Annotated in this window: 17 protein-coding genes and 1 pseudogene; 10 read left to right on the top strand and 8 right to left on the bottom strand. The window is 69.7% G+C overall.

Annotation, left to right across the window (positions count from 1 at the left end):
• Nucleotides 1–141: 141 nt before the first annotated feature.
• Nucleotides 142–885, bottom strand: coding sequence for an AraC family transcriptional regulator (locus ACFYPG_RS03410; RefSeq protein WP_387349995.1), 744 nt, complete (start codon nucleotides 883–885; stop codon nucleotides 142–144).
• Between ACFYPG_RS03410 and ACFYPG_RS03405 the strand changes: the two genes are divergently transcribed.
• The 4 genes and pseudogenes from ACFYPG_RS03405 to ACFYPG_RS03390 all read left to right on the top strand — a co-directional run bounded on the left by ACFYPG_RS03405 (nucleotide 793) and on the right by ACFYPG_RS03390 (nucleotide 3,412).
• Nucleotides 793–2,085 (top strand): MFS transporter, encoded by a 1,293-nt coding sequence (locus ACFYPG_RS03405; protein ID WP_387349994.1) that lies wholly within the window; start codon nucleotides 793–795, stop codon nucleotides 2,083–2,085. The two genes, ACFYPG_RS03410 and ACFYPG_RS03405, sit on opposite strands and share 93 nt — an antisense overlap.
• Nucleotides 2,086–2,148: 63 nt before the next feature.
• Nucleotides 2,149–2,799, top strand: coding sequence for a GNAT family N-acetyltransferase (locus ACFYPG_RS03400; RefSeq protein WP_387349992.1), 651 nt, complete (start codon nucleotides 2,149–2,151; stop codon nucleotides 2,797–2,799).
• Nucleotides 2,800–2,965: 166 nt separating this feature from the next.
• Nucleotides 2,966–3,142: pseudogene (locus ACFYPG_RS03395) on the top strand (helix-turn-helix domain-containing protein); the annotation flags it as partial.
• A 78-nt stretch (nucleotides 3,143–3,220) separates the two neighbouring features.
• Nucleotides 3,221–3,412 carry a DUF397 domain-containing protein gene (locus ACFYPG_RS03390; protein ID WP_387350883.1) on the top strand — a complete coding sequence of 64 codons (192 nt, stop codon included), beginning with the start codon at nucleotides 3,221–3,223 and terminating at the stop codon, nucleotides 3,410–3,412.
• Between the two features lie 68 nt (nucleotides 3,413–3,480).
• Here ACFYPG_RS03390 and ACFYPG_RS03385 read toward each other — a convergent pair whose 3' ends face one another.
• The gene (locus ACFYPG_RS03385; protein ID WP_387349990.1) at nucleotides 3,481–6,285 is read right to left on the bottom strand and encodes a M14 family zinc carboxypeptidase; all 2,805 of its coding nucleotides are present in this window, start codon (nucleotides 6,283–6,285) and stop codon (nucleotides 3,481–3,483) included.
• Between the two features lie 168 nt (nucleotides 6,286–6,453).
• Here ACFYPG_RS03385 and ACFYPG_RS03380 point away from each other — a divergent pair, with 168 nt between their 5' ends.
• From ACFYPG_RS03380 to ACFYPG_RS03370, 3 genes are all read left to right on the top strand, one after another.
• Complete coding sequence (locus ACFYPG_RS03380; protein WP_387349988.1) at nucleotides 6,454–6,837, top strand: hypothetical protein; 384 nt, start codon at nucleotides 6,454–6,456, stop codon at nucleotides 6,835–6,837.
• 195 nt (nucleotides 6,838–7,032) lie between these two features.
• The gene (locus tag ACFYPG_RS03375; RefSeq protein WP_387349986.1) at nucleotides 7,033–9,126 is read left to right on the top strand and encodes a hypothetical protein; all 2,094 of its coding nucleotides are present in this window, start codon (nucleotides 7,033–7,035) and stop codon (nucleotides 9,124–9,126) included.
• Nucleotides 9,127–9,136: 10 nt separating this feature from the next.
• On the top strand, nucleotides 9,137–11,398 hold the full coding sequence (locus ACFYPG_RS03370; RefSeq protein ID WP_355006111.1) for a hypothetical protein: 2,262 nt from the start codon (nucleotides 9,137–9,139) through the stop codon (nucleotides 11,396–11,398).
• Nucleotides 11,399–11,473: 75 nt separating this feature from the next.
• Here ACFYPG_RS03370 and ACFYPG_RS03365 read toward each other — a convergent pair whose 3' ends face one another.
• A complete protein-coding gene (locus ACFYPG_RS03365; RefSeq protein ID WP_355006110.1) occupies nucleotides 11,474–12,799 on the bottom strand; it encodes a glycoside hydrolase family 18 protein in 1,326 nt (441 codons plus the stop codon).
• Nucleotides 12,800–12,944: 145 nt separating this feature from the next.
• Between ACFYPG_RS03365 and ACFYPG_RS03360 the strand changes: the two genes are divergently transcribed.
• A complete protein-coding gene (locus tag ACFYPG_RS03360; RefSeq protein ID WP_355006109.1) occupies nucleotides 12,945–13,829 on the top strand; it encodes a bile acid:sodium symporter family protein in 885 nt (294 codons plus the stop codon).
• A gap of 59 nt (nucleotides 13,830–13,888) precedes the next feature.
• On the opposite strand, the gene ACFYPG_RS03355 is transcribed toward ACFYPG_RS03360, so the two are convergent.
• Nucleotides 13,889–14,308, bottom strand: coding sequence for a PPOX class F420-dependent oxidoreductase (locus ACFYPG_RS03355; RefSeq protein WP_387349984.1), 420 nt, complete (start codon nucleotides 14,306–14,308; stop codon nucleotides 13,889–13,891).
• A gap of 140 nt (nucleotides 14,309–14,448) precedes the next feature.
• On the opposite strand from ACFYPG_RS03355, the gene ACFYPG_RS03350 reads away from it, so the two are divergent.
• Complete coding sequence (locus tag ACFYPG_RS03350) at nucleotides 14,449–15,342, top strand: NAD-dependent epimerase/dehydratase family protein (protein WP_387349982.1); 894 nt, start codon at nucleotides 14,449–14,451, stop codon at nucleotides 15,340–15,342.
• Between the two features lies 1 nt (nucleotide 15,343).
• Here ACFYPG_RS03350 and ACFYPG_RS03345 read toward each other — a convergent pair whose 3' ends face one another.
• The 4 genes from ACFYPG_RS03345 to ACFYPG_RS03330 all read right to left on the bottom strand — a co-directional run bounded on the left by ACFYPG_RS03345 (nucleotide 15,344) and on the right by ACFYPG_RS03330 (nucleotide 18,317).
• Complete coding sequence (locus ACFYPG_RS03345) at nucleotides 15,344–16,447, bottom strand: glycoside hydrolase family protein (RefSeq protein ID WP_355006107.1); 1,104 nt, start codon at nucleotides 16,445–16,447, stop codon at nucleotides 15,344–15,346.
• Nucleotides 16,448–16,567: 120 nt separating this feature from the next.
• A complete protein-coding gene (trxA, locus tag ACFYPG_RS03340; RefSeq protein WP_355006106.1) occupies nucleotides 16,568–16,915 on the bottom strand; it encodes a thioredoxin in 348 nt (115 codons plus the stop codon).
• Nucleotides 16,894–17,277 carry a MerR family transcriptional regulator gene (locus tag ACFYPG_RS03335; protein WP_387349979.1) on the bottom strand — a complete coding sequence of 128 codons (384 nt, stop codon included), beginning with the start codon at nucleotides 17,275–17,277 and terminating at the stop codon, nucleotides 16,894–16,896. The genes trxA and ACFYPG_RS03335 overlap by 22 nt, the downstream gene beginning before the upstream one ends.
• Before the next feature lie 86 nt (nucleotides 17,278–17,363).
• On the bottom strand, nucleotides 17,364–18,317 hold the full coding sequence (locus ACFYPG_RS03330) for an AraC family transcriptional regulator (protein WP_387349977.1): 954 nt from the start codon (nucleotides 18,315–18,317) through the stop codon (nucleotides 17,364–17,366).
• Nucleotides 18,318–18,540: 223 nt separating this feature from the next.
• Here ACFYPG_RS03330 and ACFYPG_RS03325 point away from each other — a divergent pair, with 223 nt between their 5' ends.
• Nucleotides 18,541–20,082, top strand: coding sequence for a flavin-containing monooxygenase (locus tag ACFYPG_RS03325; protein WP_387349975.1), 1,542 nt, complete (start codon nucleotides 18,541–18,543; stop codon nucleotides 20,080–20,082).
• Nucleotides 20,083–20,104 lie beyond the last annotated feature (22 nt).

Below are 20,104 nucleotides of genomic sequence, written 5' to 3'. Positions count from 1 at the left end.
CGAGCCTCCTCCGGGTGCCGACGGTCGGCACAGATCCCGGCCAGCCTGCGCCTAAGGGTGCCGCGAGCGCTGTCGTGATCCGGCCCGGTGGATGTCCGCTAACCGACCGGCGGGGTCCTGGAGAGGGCGGCGGCCGTTCTGTTACCGGCGCTCGTGTCTGCCCGGGGTGTGCCCGAAGGCGCGCCGGAAGACATCGATGAACGCGCTGGCGGAGGACCACCCACACTGATGCGCCACGGCGGTGACCGGTACGTCCTCGGCCAGCATCACCAGAGCACGGTGCAGCCGCAGTTGGGTACGCCACTGCGGGAAGGTCATGCCGAGGTCGGAGCGGAACAGGCGGGACAGCGTCCGGTCACTTCCGCCGACCTGCCTGCCGAGCGCGGCCAGGGTGCGGTTGTCGGCCGGGTCGGCGTACAGGATCGCGCAGAGTGCCTTCAATCGGGGCTCGGTGGGCGTGGGCAGGTGCACGGGCTGGGTGGCCGAGGACCGCAACTGGTCGAGCAGTACGGCCCGCAGCCGCGCAGGCGCGGGGCTGTCATCCTGAGGGGCGCGGGTGTAGGCGAGGATCAGCTCGCGCAGCAGCGGCCCGACGGCCAGCACGGTCGGCTCCGTCAGATTCAGCGGGTCCTCAGTCGCGGGCAGGCCGATCAGGTGCAGTTCGAGTGCGCCGTGGGCCTGGTGGCCGTGTGCGGTTCCGGCGGGCACCCAGATGGCGCGGCTGGCGGGGACGACCCAGGCTCCCGCGTCGGTGGTGATGGCCAGCACCCCGCGGGCGGCGTAGACGATCTGATGGTCGTCGTGGCGGTGTACGTCGATCACGGACCCGGACGCCAGCCGCTGGGCGCGAGTCGGTGCCACCGGCCGGTGGCGGATTCTCGTCATTGGTTGGCAGATTATCGGAAGCCCGACAGGTCGGGAAGCGGCGAGCATGGCGGCGTGCGGAGAAAAAGAACGATCATCTTGCTGTCCGTCGGGCATGGTTGCGTGGACGTCTACCAGGGAGCCGTGGCCGCGCTCATACCGTTCTTCATCGCTGAGCGTGCCTACACCTACGCGGCGGCCTCCGGTGTGGTGCTCGCCGCCTCGCTGCTCTCCTCGGTAGCGCAACCGCTGTTCGGTGCGCTGACGGACCGGTGGGCAATGCCCTGGTTGTTGCCACTGAGCACGATCCTGGGCGGACTGGGAATCGCGTGCAGCGGAATCACCGGTTCGTACCCGTTGACGCTGGCGTTCGTGGCCGTCTCCGGGATCGGAGTCGCGGCGTACCATCCCGAGTCCGCCCGGGTCGCGCGGATCGCCAGCGGTGGAAGTCACGCCGGGATGGGTTGGTTTTCCCTCGGCGGCAACCTCGGCTTCGCCGTCGCTCCCATTCTGGTCGCCGCCGTCGTCGCCAGCGGCGGTCTGCGACTCACTCCGCTGCTCGTGCTGCCGGCCCTCGCGGGCAGCGTGCTGTGCCTGCCCGTCCTTCGCGCGCTGCGCCCGACGGCGGAGGCCGGTTCCGATATCCCGCGGTGGATCGGGACCGACAACAGGGCCTCATTCGGCCGGTTGTCGCTGGCCGTCGTCTGCCGCTCCGTCGCGTTCGCCGGTCTGAGCACGTTCCTGGCGCTCTACGCGCCGCAGCGCACCGACGGGGGAACCTCGGCGGGAACGGCGGCGCTGGTAGTGCTCTACCTCGGCGGAGCGGTGGGTACGGTGCTGGGGGGCAACCTGGCCGGCCGCTGGGACCGGGTCACCGTCGTGCGCTGGTCGTACCTGGTGAGCATTGCCGCCGTCGCGGGGGTCGTGCTCGTTTCCGGGCCGGCGTTCTATCTGTTCGTGGCGCTCACCTCGGCTGGGCTCTACATCCCGTTCTCGCTCCAGATCACCCTTGGCCAGGACTACCTCCCGAACCGCGTCGGTACCGCGAGTGGCATCACACTGGGCCTGACCGTCAGCGTCGGCGGCCTGGTCAGTCCACTTATCGGCGGTGTCGCCGACGCGATCTCCCTCCAGGTTGCCCTCGCCCCGCTGATTTTGATGCCCGCGCTGAGTTGGCTGCTGTTCCGCACGCTCCCCGAGCCGGCCGTGCCGAGGCGCTGAAGCATGGATCGACGGGCCACGGGCGACGAAACCGCATCGTGACCGTGAGGATCGTGTGGAAACATGCGCGACGTGGCTGACGAACACCTCTGGTACGCGCTGCCAGTCCTCACCGGTCGAAGAATCCGGCTGGAGCCGTTGACGCTCGAACATGCCTCTGGCTACCTCGCGGCGGCAGGCACCGAGCCCGACGACGCCGAAGTCTTCCGCTGGCAAAGCCCACCCGGCGGCGCGCTGCTCCAACCCGTCACCATCGAGGACGCGACCCGGCACATCACCACCGCGCTCGCCGCCAGAGCCGCCGGCACCCGACTCCCCTACGCCCAGATGGACACGCGTACCGGTGAGTTTGTCGGAACGACATCGTTCGTCGACCCGCAACCCACTCTGTTGGCGCTGTCCATCGGCTACACCTGGCTCGGCCGGGCTTGGTGGCGATCGGGCCTGAACACGGATTCAAAGCTCACCATGATGACGTTCGCGTTCGAAACCCTCGGCGCGGTCCGGATCGCCCTGCAGACCGACATCAACAATATCCGGTCTCAGCAAGCAATTGAGCGATTGGGAGCGTCCCGCGAAGGCGTACTGCGCAAGCACCGGCGCCGGGCGGACGGTACCTGGCGTGACACCGTGCTGTACTCGATCGTCAACGACGCCTGGCCAGCGGCGAAGGAGAAGTTGCTGGCACGGCAGGCGGCCCACGAGCAGAACTAGCGATCTATACCGTCGACAACTCTGACCCCTTGTCCTTCCACCAGCCGCGTCGATACTGACGCTCCGCTGTAGAAAAACCATGCTAAGCAAGGCTCGCCGGATCGGACCGAGCTGACGAAGCGTTCCACGCCGGGTAGCGGTGTGAGTAGTTGTGGGGGAACACAGAATGGCCGACTTGCCACACCCGCTCGCCGCGTTCATAGTCGCCGAGATTCGCCGCGCCCGAGGGGCTTCCGGGATGACCCAGGATGCCTTCGGCCGGGGCGCGGGCTTCAGCGCCTCCCACGTCAGCGCCGTGGAGAGCGAGACACGGGCCCTGACGTTGGACTTCATCAAGGGTGCCGACCGGGCGTTCAAGAACTCGCAGCGAGGCGCTACCCCGCCAGCAGTCGCTGGATCTGATGAAGGAAGTGGTGACGTCATGGACCTGATCGACGCTACGTGGCGCAAGTCCACCCGCAGCGGCTCCGGCGGCGGCAACTGCGTCGAGGTCGCGGACAACCTGCCGGGCATCGTCGGCGTGCGGGACTCGAAGGACCCCGAAGGGCCGGCGCTGATCTTCGGACCGGTGGCCTGGCGGGCGTTCGTCACCGAGGTAGCCCGGCGGTCGTAACGAACCCGACGCGCCGAAGCGCCCGCCCCCAAACGCGAGGGGACGGGCGCTTCACTGTGCGGGGTTGGTCAGCCCACCACCGACCGCAGTGGCACCTTGGCGGCGTTCAGCGCGCGTACCAGATCCCTGGCGAACGGATGTTCGTCCACCTGGAGCCCCTGCGGGTTCGGGATCACGACGTACGCCGAACCGTTCTTCTCGGACGCCTGCGCGTCGGTGGTGAAGCGTTCGACGATCGCCCGGGTGCGGGGCAGGTCGCCGGCCGCCACCTGGATGGTGATCGGCCGCCAGCCGCCGCCCAGGTCCGGCGTCACCGGCGCGGCGGCGGCGCTGGCGCGCGCCGCGTCGACGCCGGCCGGGCGCCGGGCGTCGGGCGCGGGGGTCGCCGGGTAGAGCAGCGCGTTGGCGACCAGGTGCAGGCCATTTTCGTTGTACGCGCGGAAGAGCGGATTGAACGCGAACAGCACTGCCCGACCGGCGCCGGTCGGTTCGTCGACGACGGCCGCCGTGCCCTTCAACGTCTCCGCGCCGACGGTGAAACCGTTGGCCCAGAAGGTGTCACCCGTCGGGTAGGTGAGCACGTTCGTCCCGGTGGTGCTCGGGGTGAGGATCGGGTCGCTGTTGTTGAACTCGAAGTCCTCCGCCGGGCGACCCAGCGCCACCGGGCTGTCCTGGTCGACGTCGACGCGCAGGTGCGAGCCGATCACCAGGTAGTCAGCGGGCTTCGTCTTCTCGGTGGTCGAGGTGAGCCCGGCGGCGCGGGCGACCCGGGTGCCCTCGTTGCGCAGCCCGAGGTAGGTGTGGCCCCGGCCGATCCAGTCGCGCAGGTTGGCCTGCCCGGCGGCGGTCAGGCCGCCGGTGGCGCTGCTGCCGTCCGGCACCAGCAGCACCGTACGCCCGGTGAACGCCTCGGTGTTGTCGTTGATGTCGGCCGTGGTGACCGGTGTGAGGTCGAGCCCCCACCGCTTGCCGAGCACGTAACGGGCCTCGCCGTGCGAACCGGAGGTCGTGGAGATGCCGGTGCCCTGGAACAGCCCCACGTCGGGCAGGTCGAGGCGGGTGCCGGAGGGCCGACCGCCCGGCGTGAGGGTGACACCGAGCCCCTTGGCCAGCTCGTCCACGGTCCGGCTCACCGTGGTGGCCGGGATGGCGACCCTGCTGGTAGTGAGGTCACGGACCAGGGGTACGCCACGGCCGAGCAGGGTGAAGGTGAACTCCGCCGCGGCGGCCGAGTCCAGCGGGTACGTGTACGAGCCCCAGGGCCACGCCGCGCCGGTGCGACCGCCGGAGACCTTGCGCACCAGTTCGGCCCTCGGCCGGACGGTGTCTCCGGTGTAGATGGTGTTGATGCCCATCAGCAGCGGGTTGCTCCAGGACGACACGTCGTAGAAGTACGGGAACGGGACGTACGGGTCCTCGCCCATGACGGCCTGGATCCAGTGCTTCTGCGGCTGGTCCATCGGAATCCAGTACGCGCCCTTGGGCACTGTCACGTTCGTGGCGCTGCGCCCGCCGAAGATCCGCGCGGTGGGCACCCGGGTCGCCTTCTGCACCTCGTACACCTCGACGTCCATCCGGCGTAGCCGCTCGACGAGTTGGCGGACGTCGGCGAGCTGCCGGTCGGGCAGCAGGAAGTACGAGCGGATGGTGAGGTCCGGCACCGGGAACTGCACCTCGTTGGTGGGCTGCACCACCTCGTTCGGCTCCAGGGTGCCCGCCCTGCCCTGGGCGAGCGCGTCGGTCCAGATGTCGAAGTAGCCGTCCAGCACCTCGCGCTTGTTAGCGGCGGCCCAGCCGAGCGTCGACCACTGGGTGTGGAACTGCTGCTGGACCCGGTCTGCCACCGCCGACGCGCTGCCCTTCTCGTACGTCATGCCGGCCGCGCCGAAGCCGGTGGTCGGCACGGTGTCGCCGTAGCCCATGAAGAACATGTCGTACGTGTCGTAGTTGAAGTAGCACTCGGTGGTGACGGTTTCGTCGCAGGCTCCGTTGAAGCCGAAGCCGGCCTTGTTGGCTTCGCCGATGCGGTTGATCCAGTCCACCGCCTCACCGGCGATCTCGTGGTGGATGGGATCGGCGTTGGGCGGGAAGAAGTACTGCCGGCCGCCCATCTCGTGTGCGTCGATGAAAACCTGCGGTGGGTAGCGACGCAGCAGTTCGAGCTTGCCGTCGGTCTCCTGTTGGGTGCGGGCGAACCAGTCCCGGTTCAGGTCGAAGCCGAACTCGTTCTGCCGGCGGGTCGCGTCACGGCCGTCCGGGTTCTGGGTGGGGACGATGATGGTGACCAGGTTGTCGTTGCGCTGGGCTACAGCGCAGGACAGACCCGCTGCCAACTCGTAGAGCGTCTTGAGCGCCGCGTCGGCGCCGCTCTTCTCTCCGCCGTGCACGTTCGCGGTGACCCAGACGATGGCCGGGTTGTCCTTCGCCGTCCGGGCGGCCGTTCGCGCGCTGGTCCGGCGCGGGTCGCGCAGGTCCCGGATGTCATCGGCGATCTCGCGGAGCGCGGCGGGCCGCACGTGGCGTTCGTTGGACACCACCGCGTACGGCAACGGCTGGCCGAGCACACTGGTGGTCATCACGCCGGTCACGACCCGGTTCGAGGCGCGATCGACCGCCCCGAGGTAGGTCCGGACCTCGTCGTTGGTGACGACCCGCTCCTGTCCCGCGCCGAGCGGGAAGCCGAGCACGGCGTCCGGGCTGGGCACTGTGGTCAGCCGGGCGGTCGGGTCGCTGCTGCAGGGGGTCGGCCGGGCGGCGCTCGCGGCTGCCGGGCCGCTGAGCAGGGGAGTCATACCGAGCAGGAGCGCGATCGTGGCGGCGTTGGCCAGCCGCTTCGCAGGGAGGGTCCAGAACGGACGCGACGATGGGGCCATGTCTCGGGTTCCCTTCTTGGGGGAAAGCCTCGCAGTGGCCGGAGCCTATGGACGGGCGGACGCGACGGTCAAGCTCTGATCGACTTCGGTGACTGCGAGGGCTGCCGAGGGCCACGCCGGCTGGCAGGATGACGGAGTGGGGTTGGCCTTCGCCGGAAGGAGAAGACGTTGCCCGCGTCTCAGGAGACGATCACGCTGTCGGTCTGTCCGGATCTTCCCTCTGCCGATGCTCGACGTTCTCTGGGGTCCTGGCTTCGCGCCGAGGACCGGCTCCGTGACAGTGTGACCACCGCGCCCGCCGCCGGTGCCACCGACGTCCTGGTGGTCGCCGTCGACGGTGGCGGCGCCGTCATGGTGCTGGTGCAGGCGATCGCCGGCTGGTTGACCCACCGCCGCGACGACGTGACGGTGCGGCTCACCGGTGCGGACGGCTGGTCGGCCGAGTTGGACGTCCGCGGTGCTCGTGACATGGATCAGGTGACAGCGCTCATCGAGGCTGCGGTGCGTGCTCTGGCCGATCAGCGACCGACGGTCGAGACGAACGACCGCTGAGCCGCTCCGGCCCGACCAGGTCGACCGGTTGCCCGCACCCGACAGTCGTCGATGTACCACCCGCCTCGACGATGACCGATATCGATCGCTGCACGATCACCCGGCTACGCGCTCCGAAGTGGATCCATGTCGGGTTCTCGACCCAGCGCTACCGCCCGAATCCCCTTGCCCGGACAGTGCACTGCGCCGGAGGAGGTGGGGAAGTTGGGGCAACCGACGGGCGAGACCGTCATGATCCGGGACTGGTTCAGTGTGCCGCGGGTGTCCGCCGAGAACCGGGCGGCGGTCTACGGCGTCCGGACCCAGGATCCGCGGGTGGAGTTCGTCGCGCTGACCGTACGGTACTGGGTGGACGCGCACGCCACCCGCTCGATGACCCGCGACCGGGTGTTGCAGGCGATGACCGGCCGGATCTCCGCCGACAACGTCTGGGACCTGGTCGCGATGCTGGCAAGGCTCGGGCTGGCCGAGGAGTTCTTCGACCTGGCGGCCTCCGACGTCGACGCGGACGGCGCGTTCCGACGGTTCCTGCTCGGCCTCGACCCCGCGCTGCTCGACGCGATGCGCCACTACGCGGCCTGGAACGGCATCAATCCGAGGCTGTTCCTCGACGGCTTCCTGGTGGGCGTCGGAGAGTCGTTGGCGACTGTGGTGGTCGACCTCGGCAAACTCGTCCAGCTGGTCGGTCGGCTCCAGCAGGAGCAGTTCACCACCCTGATCGTGCTCACCGTGGACCCCCGGGCCGGCCTGCGACGTCTTGCCGAGCAGGCCACCGTCGTCCGCGAGGCGCTGGCCGGCGTCGTGGCCGCGCTGGACCCGAGCACCGTGCCCGAGCGGCTGCTGACGCTCTGGCGCGGCTGGGCGACGGAATTCGGGCGGCACCTGGAGGATCTCGATCCGTTCGCCGCCGGCCGGCTGCTCGGCCGGATCGCCGGCGACCTGTTCCAGGTGCTGACCGGCCTGGTCCACCTGGTCCGGCTACTCGGTGGCGTGGCGGTGCGCGCCGCTATCCGGTACGTGCCGCTGCTGATCGTGGGCGCCCGGGAGGCCGCCGCCGAGGTCCGTCTCCTGACCACCCAGATCGCCGCGCTGCTCGTCGCGATCGGCCGGGCGACACTGCTCGCCACGCCGCAGGTAGGCCTGGCGGTGCTGCGTACCCTGTTCCCCCCGAAGGTGCTCGACGCGTTGTTCCGGCAGGGCCGGGCGCTGCTCGTCGATGCCGAGCTGACCCTGACGGTGTTCAACCAGGCCGCGCACGCCGAGGCGTTCGCCGGGGCGGGTGCGGGCGCCCGGCTCAGCGCGCTGATCAGCGCCGACGGCAAGCCGGTCCTGATGGCGTGCATGTCGGAGACCCTGTCGTCGGCCGGTCGTTCGGCCAGTCGAGCCGAGCTGAACCAGGCGCTTGACGAGATCATCAAGCGGGTCGAGGACCTGCGCGAGCTCAAACCGCCCAAGGCCCCCCGCGACGTCCGGGCCGCCGCGGTGCGGGCCGCCATCGCCCGACAGCTCGAGCAGCGCCTGACCACCGTGTTCAACCGGGCGTTGCAGACCGCCGCGTACGAGGAGTTCCGCGCGCTGCGGAAGGCCGGGCAGGCGCAACCGTGGCGGCTCGGCCAACAGGTACACCGGCGGATGGCGGCCGAGACCGCCCAGTTGGTCGCCCGCTCGCCGGGGTTGCAGCCGTTCGCGGAGAAGTCGCTCGCCACTGTCGTCGAAGCGGTCCGCGCGGCCAACCCGGAGCTGGCTGCGGCCCTGCGTGGCTCCGACGCGGTGCTACGACAGACGGTCGCCCAGCTCCTGCTCAGCCACCCGGACCGGGACCTGCTGCTGCGTCTCGTCGGGTTCACCAGGAGCCCGGCTGCGGCCGGCGCGGAAAAGGCGTTGGCCACCCACCTCGCCGAACGGTTCGGCTGGAAGGCGTCCACCACCGTCGGTGAGCTTCGCAGCGACCTGCTGTTGGTCGATTCGGAGGCGGCCCGGGTCACCAACGTGGACTGGACCGCGTCGACGAAGCTGGAGCGCTTCGAGAAGACGTGGGGCACGGTCGCCGACGACCTCGGCGAGGCGTTCGACGGTCGCTGGGAGGCGATCGCGGACGCCTACCAGCGGGCCAGCAAGGGCGGGGTGCCGGCTGAGGTCGTCGCCGGCCTGGAGGAGCTGACGGCGCACGCGGTGCGGGAGACCGTCGTCCGGCAGGCCGCCCTCAGCCAGTTGTTTCCCGGGTTCTTCGTCACCTCGCACGAAATGACCTACCAGGGTCTGCACGCCCTTTACAAACTGCCACTTTAGAGGAGCACCGATGGGTGAAGTCGTCGTCGCCGAGGCGGACCTGGCGACGCTGGGGTTCAGTACCGCGCACTCCGACCGCTACGTCTACTCCAACTACTTCGTGCCGGTCCAGCTCACCTTCGACGACGGGCAGACGCCGCTGTTGCCCTTCTACGTCAAGCAGGCGTTGATCGAGGCGATGCGGTACGGCGGGCTCTCCCAGGACCGGCTGCCGCACCTGCTCAAGGAACTCGGTCTGTCGGGGGTGTGGAAGGCCAACGACATGGACGCCGCCGATGCGGCGCTGCCGGGGCAGGACTCCGGCATGATCTACCGGGAGCCGCTGGCTCGGCGCCAGAGCATCCTCGGCGACCAGGAGGCGGAGTTCGTCGCCGGCCTGCTCCAGTCCGACGTGGGCATCGCGTTCCTCGACCGGACCCGGATCCGGCCGGTGGGCTTCGCGCTCGGCGAGCACGTCTACGCGTTGGCGCTCGCGCCCGGCGAGGAGGCGGTGCTGGAGCAGCGCACCTACACCAAGCGTGAGCTGACCCTGGAGGAGCAGGACGAAACCGAGAGGCAGACGGACGTCGAGCTGACCAGCGCGCTCACCACGGAACTGCAGGAGGGCTTCGAGCGGCAGAAGTCGCTCACCGACACCTGGGGGCTCAACGCCAGCCACACCGGCCAGTACACCAGCCCGACCGGCGTCTGGGGCACCTTCAACGCCAGCCACACGATCGGCTACACGCGCAGCGTGACGGCGGCCAGCCAGGAGACCAGCCGCCGTGCGGTGAAGGACAGTCAGACCGCCACCTCCAAGGTCGCCGCCCGCTATCGCACCCAGCACAAGACCGACTTCAAGTTGGTGAGCGAGACCGGCATGGAGTCGACCTCGAAGCGGACCGTCCGCAATCCCAACCGGGTAACGCCGATCACGCTGCACTACTTCAAGGTGCTGCAACGCCTGGAGCTGGCCCACGAACGGTACGGCGCCCGGGTGTGCTGGGCGCCGACGGTGAGGGACCCGGCGCTGGCATTCGCCAAGAAGATCACCGACGGGCGCCAGCGGATCAGAGACAACGCTCTCGCCGCGCTGCCCGCCATGCCGGTCAAGCCGGTGCGCCCCGCACCCGGCGTGCCGGCCGCCGTGGAGACCCGCACCATCCACTCCCCGGTGGTCACACTCGACAAGTGGGGCTTCACCGGCGACATGAGCGCCGACTACGACATCGACGTCACCTTCGACAGCGGGTGGGAGTGGGACGGCGACATCGAGAGCATTCGGCAGAGCCTCAACCTGATCACCCGCCGGCCGCCGACGGGCATCGCGGCTCGGGTGGTCGGCGTTCCGGTGGTCACCGACGCCAACGGTCAGCCGGCACTGCGGGTACGCATCCACGTCGGCGCGGCCAGCTGGCTGGCCGGTCCCGGCGCCGACGTGCAGCTCGCCGCCACGTTCCGGCGTACCCCGACGCTGGTCGACCAGAATGCCGACGACGCCGCCTACAACGCGCTGGTGGCTGGCTATCTCACGGATCTGCAAGCCTGGCAGGACACGCGCGGCGCGGCGCTGGCGGCGGCCGAGGAGGCCGGGGACGAGTTCGAGGCGCGGCTGCGCGGCGGCTACTCACCGGTCAACGAGATGGTCTCGCAGATCGTCGAGGCGCACTTCCCGGCCAGCGTGCGGGACGAGGCGTGGGAGATCGACTTCTGGCACCGCGTCTTCGACTGGGAGCGCGCCTCGTTCGTGTCGTACCCCGGCTGGTGGTCAGCCGGTGACGCCCGTGCCCCCGAGCGCGACCCGAGTGACTTCCTCAACGCCAGCTGGGCCAAGCTCTACCTCCCGGTGCGGGCCGGTATGGAACTTGCCGCGCTGCGGTGGATCTTCGGCAAGGCGGTGGCGACCCGGCTCGCGCCGGCGGTGGAGGAGCAACTGGCCGCGTTCGTCGACGAACTGGCCGCGTTCCGCACCAGTCACCTCGGCACCGGCGACGAGATGCCCGACCTGACCAGCGAGTGCCAGGAGGTGCCGGAGCGGGTCTACTGCCTTGCCAAGTGGGCCGATCTGATGCCCACCGACGGCACTCACCTGGAGGTCGTGCAGGGCGCGACAACCGCGGCCGACGCGGTGACCAGCAGGGAGATCACGGACGCGGAGGCTCTGCGGGCGGCACTGCTCGACGGCGAGCTGCAGACCAACCGGCTCAAGACCAGGGCGTACGACCAGATGACCGGAGCCGCGGACGTCGACATCCACCTCGGCACGTCGGGTAACAGCAGCCCGACGGCGTGACGCAGTGGCGGTTCGCCGCCGGCCCGCCGCCAGCCGAGGAGTCGGCCGGCGGCGGGCCGGGTGGATCGGGTACGGCTACCAGGTCGTCAGACCGAGGCCGATCGTCTTGGTCAACGTGGCATTGTCGTCGTCGCCGTCGAGCGACCAGATCATCGCGCCGGCCAGGCCGGCCCGTCGGATGTAGAGCGTCTTCTGCAACACGACCGCTGGATCGTCGTACGTCCACAACGTCGTACCGTCGAACAACCAGGCGTGTCCGGCGCGTAGGTCGCGATGCACGGTGTAGCCGTTACCGGCCAGGGTCTTGAGGTTCTTGTAGTCCTCGTACCCGGCCTCGAAGGTGGCCGGCGCGGGCCCGGTGGCCGGCTGGAACAGACCGTTGCCGCCGCCGGTGATGCCGGTCCAGCCGCGACCGTAGTACGGGATGCCGAGCACGAGCTTGTCGCGCGGCGCTCCACGGGCGATCCACCCGTCGATGGCGACCTCGACGGAGAAGTCCGGGTTGTCAGGGGCGCCAGCCGGCACGCGGAGCGCTGACTGCTGGTTGGCCCGTGCGTCCCAGCCGCCGTGGAAGTCGTACCCCTGCACGGTGGCGAAGTCCAGGTACTTGAAGATCTTGCGGCCCTCGTAGCCGGCGTCCATGGTGGTCGGGCTGGCCGGCAGGAACGCGGTCAGCGGGTGATGCGCGCGGGTCGTGCGCCCGTACCCGTCGAGCTGCCGGCGGAACTCGGCGAGCAGCTTGGTGAAGTTCTCCCGGTCCTCCGGGCGGATGACGTTGCCGGGCTCACCGTCTGAGCCGGGCCACTCCCAGTCGAGGTCGATGCCGTCGAAGACGCCGGCCCCGGCACCGGCGGTGGTGCCCGGCAGGTTGCCCTTGAGGTAGAGGTCGATGCAGGACGTGACGAACGCCTTGCGGGACGCGTCGGTGCGGGCCGCGTTCGAGAAGTACGTCGACCAGCTCCAGCCGCCCAGCGAGATCAGCACCTTCAGCTTGGGGTGCTTGGCCTTCAGCTTGGCGAGTTGGCCGAAGTTGCCGTTGAGCGCCTGGCCCGGGGCGTCGGCGACACCGTCGACGCTCTCCTCGGCCGGGACGGGGCGCTGGTAGTCGGCCCAGGCGTCGCCCTCACCCGGCCCGCCGTCGACGTAGCAGCGACCGTCCTCGCTGACGTTGCCGAAGGCGTAGTTGAGGTGGGTGAGGCGGCTCGCCGCCCCGGAGGTTTCGAGCTTCTTGACCGGGAAGGCCCGACCGTAGATGCCCCACTGGGTGAAGTAGCCGACCCGGTGGTAGCCGGCGCGGTCGGGTTTGGCGCCCGCGTTCGCGGCGGTCGGTGGGGCGGCGGTGACCAGAAGGGTCGTCAGAGCGACGACGGCGGTGAGACGGCGGTGACGGAATGGTCGCATCGGCACACTCCACGAGAGATCAAGCAGAATTAGTTAAGAGACTTATCTGATTGATGAAGTTAAGCCGGTCACCGTCTGCGGTCAAGAGGCGTCCGTCCGCACGGGGGATTGTGAACGCGTTACCCGGTGGTAACGATGTTGTGCCATGGACTCCGCCCTGACACTGATCGGACTACCCGTCGCACTCGGCATCATCATGCTCGGTCTGGGTCTCGGACTGACCATGGCGGACTTCCGCCGGGTGGCCCAGCACCCGCGAGCCGCCGTCATCGCCCTGGTCTGCCAGGTGCTCGTGCTGCCAGCGCTCTGCTTCTGCCTCGTCCTCGCGTTCGACCTGGCACCCGAACTGGCCGTCGGCATGATGCTGCTCGCCGCGTCACCGGGCGGCACCACCGCCAACCTCTACAGCCACCTGTTCGGCGGGCACGTGGCCCTGAACATCACCCTGACCGCCATCAACTCGGTGCTCGCCGTGTTCACCCTGCCGATCCTGGTCAACCTGTCGGCGGCGTACTTCCTGCCCGACGGCAGGAGCATCGGCCTGCAGCTCGACAAGGTGCTCCAGGTCTTCGCCATCGTGCTCGTCCCGGTCGCGATCGGCATGCTCATCCGGGCGCGGATGCCCCACGTGGCCGAGCGGTTGAACCGCCCGGTCCGGATCTTCTCCGTCGTCGTACTCGTCGCGGTGATCGCCGGCGCGGTGCTCGGCGACCGGGAGAACATCGCCGACTACTTCGTCTCGGTCGGCCTGGCCGTGCTCGCCTTCAACCTGCTCAGCCTCGCCATCGGGTACGGGGTACCGCGCCTCGCCGGCGTCGACCGGAGCGCCGCGACGGCCGCCGGCTTCGAGATCGGCATCCACAACAGCACCCTGGCCATCACGATCGCGCTCAGCCCGGCGTTGCTCAACAGCACCCAGATGGCGATCCCGGGAGCCGTCTACGGCATCGTCATGTTCTTCACCGCGGCGGCCTTCGGCTACCTGGTGACCCGCGTCGGCGCCCGGTCCGCCCCCGCCCTGACACCCTGACGGCCGGCGCCCTGTCGCCCCGACGGCAGCCGTCGAGGCGACAGGGCGTACGGCAACGGTCAGCCGACCTGGTTGTTGTCCTTCTGCGCTCCCCAACCGTGCCAGCGGTCGATCTCGATCAGGGCGCTGACCCGGGCGCGTTCCCGCCGTGGGTACGCATTGCCCGTGTAGTGCTTCGACAACCGGTCGATGTCCGTCAGGCCCTCGTCAGGGCGCAGTTCGGCGACGTGCCCGATGATGCTGACGTGGGTGTACCAACCGGCCTCGTCGAGCACGGTGAGGGATACCCGGGGGTCGTTGCGGACGTGCTCCAACCGGCGGCGGCTCTCGTCCATGTTCACCAGGATCCGGCCGTCCTCCCACAGGTACCAGGTAGCGGCGGACACCGGCTGACCACCGTTGCGAAGCGTGGTCATGACGGCCGGGTTCGGCTTCTGCAGCATGGCGACCGCGGCCTCGGGAAGCGGTGGCTTGGACATGAAGTCTCCTCTTCGCGACAACGTTTACCCCTGCACGTTACGCACCTGCCCACCCGATCGCGCTCGGATCGCGATGGCGGCGCGGCGGGCCGATCCCACCCCGCTGCCCGGCTGCCGTCGTCGGCGGCGAAGATGGGGTCATGAGCATCTCCGCACTGCCCAGGCGTGTCGTCGTCACCGGCGCCACCGGCAAGCTCGGCCGCGCCGTCGTCGCCCACCTACGGGCCGCGGGTGTCGACGTGCTGGCGGTGGACCGCGCCGGCGGCCGCGACCCCCGCGACGTGGACGGCGAGTTCCTCCTGGTCGACCTGACCGACTACGGGCAGGTGGTGGAGGCGTTCACCGGGGGCGCCGACGAGCACGCGGGCAGCGTCGACGCGGTCGTGCACCTGGCGGCGGTCCCGGCCCCCGGGCTGATGTCGAACGCGACCACGTTCGCGAACAACTCCGCCGCCACGTACAACGTGTTCGCCGCCGCGCGGGCGGCCGGGATCAAGCGGGTCGTCTGGGCGTCCAGCGAGACGGTGCTCGGGTTGCCGTTCGACACGCCGCCGCCGTACGCGCCGGTCGACGAGGAGTACGCGCCCCGGCCCGAGTCGACGTACTCGTTGAACAAGGCACTTGAGGAGGAGATGGCCCGGCACTTCTGCCGGTGGGACCCGGAGCTGGTCATGGTGGGTCTGCGCTTCTCCAACGTGATGGACGTCGAGGACTACGCGCCGTTCCCCTCGTTCGACGCCGACCCGCAGCTGCGCCGGTGGAACCTGTGGGGCTACATCGACGCGCGCGACGGGGCCCAGGCGGTCGAGCGCGCGCTCGCGCACGACCAGCCCGGTGCCGACGTCTTCGTCATCGCCAACGCCGACACCGTCATGACCCGGTCCAGCGCCAGCCTGATGGCCGAGGTCTACCCAGGCGTCGAGATCCGCAAGGAGCTGGGTGAGCACGAGACCCTGCTCAGCATCGACAAGGCCCGCCGGGTGCTGGGCTACGAGCCGCGGCACTCATGGCGAGACCACGTGGACGTGCTGTAGGTCAGCGTGCCGCCTGGTAGGCGCGACCGACGGCGGTGGCGGTGCTGCCGGTACGGAACAGGCCGGTCTGGTCCTTGTCGGTGGCGGGCAGGCCGAACCACGCGTACCGCTGAAGCCAGGACAGCCCACCCAGCATCTTCGTCGCCGCGGTGAGGAACGCGGCCTGCTGTGCCTGGGTGGGGAAACGGACGCCGTTGGAGAAGTCGATCAGGGCGAACTCGGTGAGCCAGACCGGCAGGTTGTACCTGTCGTGCACGGCCTGGAGGTACGACTTGAGCTGGTTGACCGCGTTGGCAGTGGTGAAGTCGCCGCCGTACCAGTGCAGGGCGATGAAGTCGACCCGGTAGCCGCGCTGCTTGGCCCCGGCCATGAACCGGTCGAGCCACTCGCCCTGCCGGTCACCGCCCCAGGCCACCGCCGGGCTGCCCAGCGGCAGGCCGGTGGCCTGCAACTGCGGCCACAGCTCAAGCGCCTGCTCGACGGTCATCTCGGCCTGGCCCTTCAGGTCCGGCTCGTTGAAGCCGAGCAGGTAACGGCCGTTCTGCTTGGCCTGTTGCAGGTTGCTCGCGGTGACGCTCTTCGCCCCCCAGATCATCGGGACGAACTCGGTGCCCTGCGGGCTGGTGACGCCCTGGTGCTTCACGTCCCAGGTGTAGTACCAACTCGCCCCGGAGTTGGCCAACGCCTGGCTGACGCCGTCGAAGGTCCACACGCCGACGCCCTTGCGCTTGGAGGTCACCGCAGTGGCCGCCGGGGCGACCGGACGCCCGGATGTCGGCTTCGCCGCCGGCGTCGACGGGGGAGCCGTCCCCGTCGGGCTCGCCGTGGCGGCGGGCGTGGTCGCGGCGGGTGTGCCCGGCAGCGGGCTCGTGGACGGTGACGCGTCGAGCGCCTGCGTCGCCGCCGGGGCGGGCGTCGGCCCGGTCGGCTGCACCACGACGATCACACCCGTCACCAGTACGGCGACCGCGGCGGCTACGAGCAGCGGCCACAGCAGCCGCCTCACGCCGTTCGGGAGGCGGCCGAGCATCCCGCGTCGGGGTTCCGCGTGGACGCCCCGGTTCCCCCTCGCGGCGTCCGCCTCACCCTGGCCGGTTGCGCGCATCGTCTCGACTCCCTCGTTCGGTCGTACCGCTGACTGACGGAGACGATGACGGAAGATCCGTCACCTGCCTCCCCTCAGGAGACTGGCCGGCCGCACCGGGATAACGATTTCCACAGGCCGTTACCAGCCGGCCTGCGCGGTCAGGGTCTCTCGCAGGTACGTCTTAGGCCTGGACCCCACTGTCGAGCCGACGACCTCGCCCTGACGAAACACGAGCAGCGTCGGCAGGGACATCACCCGGTAGCTACGGGTCGCTCCGGGGTTCTCGTCGGAGTTGAGCTTCGCCACGACCATCCGGTCACCGAACTCCTGGGCCAGTTCGGCGAGGCTCTTCTCGATGGCCTTGCAGGGGGGGCACCAGTCCGCCCAGAAATCGACGACCACGGGTCGGTCGCTGGCCAGCACCAGCTCCGCGAATGTGTCGTCCGTGACGGTGACCAGCGAGCCTATCTGCGTCTCCTGGGGCATGTCTTCTCCCGATGTGCGATCGCTTGAGTGAGTTGACTGTGCAGTTGCTGGCGCACCGCGCCGAGCCGGTCGATGACGGCCTCGACCTCGACGATCTTGCGCCGCAGCACCAGCACCGAGTCCGGGCAGACGTCACCTGACGTGTTGCCGGCCCGGAGGCAGGCGACGAACGGCCGGACATCGTCGAGGCCGAACCCGACGTCGAGCAGCGCCCGGATCTCCCGCACGACGCGTAGCTCCGACTCGTCATAGTCGCGGTAGCCGTTGGGGGAGCGCTGCGCCCGTACCAATCCGTGCGCCTCGTAGTAGCGCAGCGTGCGAGGGCTTGTGCCGGCCCGCTCAGCCAGCTCGCCGATCAGCATCCAACCTCCTCCATCGGCCCGTCGCGACCACGCTAAACCTTGTCGTCAGCGTCAAGGCAAGGGCCGACCGTACGAGGCGACGGTCGTCACCGACGCAGGGTCGTGGACGGCGTCTCGCCGAAGCGGCTCCGATACTCGGTCGCGAAACGACCGAGGTGCACGAAGCCGTGTTGCAGGGCAACCGTCGTCACGGACGCCCCCGGCGCGGCCGAGCGGAGCGTGCGGTGCGCCGCGTCGAGTCGGCACGCCCTCAGGTACGCGGTCGGGGTGATCTGCAGTTCACGGCGGAAGCAGTCCTGAAGTGTCCGTACGCTCACCCGTAGCGCCTCGGCGACGTCGCCGACGGTCAGCGCCTCCCCGTGGTGTTCGGCAATCAGGGCGCAGGCCCGGCGGACGAGACGCCCGGGGTGGGCGTGCTGGCCCGGCTCGGCCAGCAGGTGGGAGTGGCTGTGCTGATGGGCCAGCAACAGCTTGCCGATGAGCCCCTGTTCGAAGCGGGCGGCCACCTGCGGGTGGTCGAACAGGGATGCGTCCGCCGGCTGGGACAGCTCGTCGGCGAGGAACGCCACCCCGCGCGCCCACGCCTGCGCGGTCGGCGTGGTCATGAGCATGCCGACGTCGAGGCGGACCGGGTCGTCCACCGGGTGGCCCAGCAGGCGGGCGAGTTCCCGGTCGACGGCGCGCCGGTCGGCGTAGAAGATCCGGTGGGGTGATCCCTCGGACCACCGCATGTCCGAGGAGTCGTACGGGGACAGCACCGAGGCGACGTCGGGGGTCGAGGTCACTGTCTGACCGGCGTGCCGGACCATCGTGCTGCCGGCGCTGGGGATCTGGACGAGGTAGAAGGTCTCCAGCGCTGGCGGTTGGATGCGCACCGCCTGCCCGTAGTCCAGGTCGATGACGCCCACCCCGCCCGCCCGGCGAGCCGCCATCCGCAGTTGCACGGCGTGCACACCCGCCTGCGGGGTGAGCCGGTGTGGACAGAAGACCCGACCCACCTCGGCGCGAGCCCGGTCGACGTCGTCCGTCCGGACCGTCACCGCATCCATCCGACACCTCCCGGGCGTCCCGTCGCGCTGACCGTAAGGCGTGACCGGGCCGGACCAGATCCGAAAGCCGTCGACCCGACAGGAAAGGGTCCGGCTGCGTACCGCGGACAGCGCCCGCGTCGAGCGGATAGCGACCTTCGTGGCCTGCTCGCTAGCGTGCGAGCACCGCGGGCGGTCAGCGCCGGCACGGTTCGTACGTCCTTCGGAGGACATCATGAGGATTGCCGTCGTCGGTGCCGGATTCGCCGGTGTGAGCGCAGCCAAGGTGCTGCGGCAGAGCGGATTCGACGTCACAGTGTTCGAGCGCGCGCCCGACGTCGGCGGGGTGTGGAGTCGTACCCGGCGATACCCCGGCCTGCACACCCAGAACGACAAGGGCACCTACCACCTCTCCGACCTGCCGATGCCCGCCGACTGCCCGCAGTGGCCGTCGGGTGAGCAGGTCCAGCGGTACCTGGAGAGCTACGTGGAGAAGTTCGGGCTGGCCAGCGCGCTGCGCCTGTCCACGGAGGTCGCCTCGGCCGAGTTGGTCAACGACGAGACCGGGTGGCTGGTGACCTCGCGGCCGGCGGGCGCCCCGGCCCCGTTGACCGTGGAACGGTACGACCACCTGGTCGTCGCCAACGGCATCTTCTCCGACCCGGTCGTCCCGTCCTTCGACGGGCATGCGAGCTTCGCGGCTGCCGGAGGGCGCGTCCTGGCGACGGGGGAGTTCCACGACATCGAGGCCGCCCGGGGCAGGAACGTCCTCGTGGTCGGGTACGGCAAGTCGTCCTGCGACGTGGCGGTCCCGGTGAGCGAGGTCGCCGCCCAGACCCACGTGGTGGCGCGCGAACTGCTCTGGAAGATGCCCCGCAAGCTCGGTGGAGCGCTCAACTACAAGTACCTGCTGCTCACCCGGATGGGTGAGGCGCTCTTCCGTTACCTGCACCTGAAGGGCTTCGAGCGGTTCCTGCACGGCCCGGGGAACGGTCTGCGCCAACGCATGGTCGACAGCGTCGGCTCGGTCGCGACCCGGCAGTTCAACCTGCGCGAGCTGGGTCTCGTGCCCAACGGCAGCTTCGAGGACATCGCCCGCAGCACGGTCAGCCTCGCCACCGAGGGCTTCTTCGAGCGGGTCACCGACGGCCGCATCGCCGTGCACCGGGAACAGGTGATCACCGAGTTGCTGGTCGACGGTGGCCGGCCCGCCGCGCGCCTGGCCGACGGCACGGTGCTCCCCGCCGACCTGGTGATCTGCGGTACGGGCTTCCGCCAGCACGTGCCGTTCTTCGACGACGCGTTGCACGCCCGGCTTCAGGACGACGCCGGCAATTTCATGCTCTACCGGCAGATCCTGCCGATCGGCGTGCCGCGGCTGACGTTCGCCGGCTACAACTCGTCGTTCTTCAGCCCGCTCAGCGCGGAGATGGCAGCGGTCTGGACGGCGGCGTACCTACGGGGAGGGATCACACTGCCGACCGAGGTCCAGATGCGCGACGAGGTGCGCGCCCGACTGATCTGGATGACGAAGCGCACCAACGGACGGCACGCTCGGGGCACGAACATCATCCCGTTCTCGATGCACAACGTCGACGAGGTGCTCGACGAGCTGGGGCTCAACGTCGGCCCGCTGACCCGGGCCCGGCAGTGGCTGCTCCCCGTCGACCCGGGCTCGTACCGCAGGGTGACGGCACAGATGATCCGGCGTACCGCCGACCCGGTATCCGCCATCAGCGACGGAGACCCGATAAAGATGGATAAAGTACGCAGATAGCGGATCAGGCGAACCGGCAGGC

Source organism: Micromonospora sp. NPDC005553, from assembly GCF_042871765.1.
Lineage (GTDB): Bacteria > Actinomycetota > Actinomycetes > Mycobacteriales > Micromonosporaceae > Micromonospora.
The sequence above is the reverse complement of the archived record's forward strand: the minus strand, read 5'-3'. Positions and strand labels throughout refer to the sequence as shown.

Coding starts and splice junctions, on each gene's coding strand:
- ACFYPG_RS03405 (WP_387349994.1), top strand. CDS start 793: ATGGTCGTCGTGGCGGTGTACGTCGATCACGGACCCGGACGCCAGCCG.
- ACFYPG_RS03410 (WP_387349995.1), bottom strand. CDS start 885: ATGACGAGAATCCGCCACCGGCCGGTGGCACCGACTCGCGCCCAGCGG.
- ACFYPG_RS03400 (WP_387349992.1), top strand. CDS start 2,149: ATGCGCGACGTGGCTGACGAACACCTCTGGTACGCGCTGCCAGTCCTC.
- ACFYPG_RS03390 (WP_387350883.1), top strand. CDS start 3,221: ATGGACCTGATCGACGCTACGTGGCGCAAGTCCACCCGCAGCGGCTCC.
- ACFYPG_RS03385 (WP_387349990.1), bottom strand. CDS start 6,285: ATGGCCCCATCGTCGCGTCCGTTCTGGACCCTCCCTGCGAAGCGGCTG.
- ACFYPG_RS03370 (WP_355006111.1), top strand. CDS start 9,137: ATGGGTGAAGTCGTCGTCGCCGAGGCGGACCTGGCGACGCTGGGGTTC.
- ACFYPG_RS03365 (WP_355006110.1), bottom strand. CDS start 12,799: ATGCGACCATTCCGTCACCGCCGTCTCACCGCCGTCGTCGCTCTGACG.
- ACFYPG_RS03360 (WP_355006109.1), top strand. CDS start 12,945: ATGGACTCCGCCCTGACACTGATCGGACTACCCGTCGCACTCGGCATC.
- ACFYPG_RS03355 (WP_387349984.1), bottom strand. CDS start 14,308: ATGTCCAAGCCACCGCTTCCCGAGGCCGCGGTCGCCATGCTGCAGAAG.
- ACFYPG_RS03350 (WP_387349982.1), top strand. CDS start 14,449: ATGAGCATCTCCGCACTGCCCAGGCGTGTCGTCGTCACCGGCGCCACC.
- ACFYPG_RS03345 (WP_355006107.1), bottom strand. CDS start 16,447: ATGCGCGCAACCGGCCAGGGTGAGGCGGACGCCGCGAGGGGGAACCGG.
- trxA (WP_355006106.1), bottom strand. CDS start 16,915: ATGCCCCAGGAGACGCAGATAGGCTCGCTGGTCACCGTCACGGACGAC.
- ACFYPG_RS03335 (WP_387349979.1), bottom strand. CDS start 17,277: ATGCTGATCGGCGAGCTGGCTGAGCGGGCCGGCACAAGCCCTCGCACG.
- ACFYPG_RS03325 (WP_387349975.1), top strand. CDS start 18,541: ATGAGGATTGCCGTCGTCGGTGCCGGATTCGCCGGTGTGAGCGCAGCC.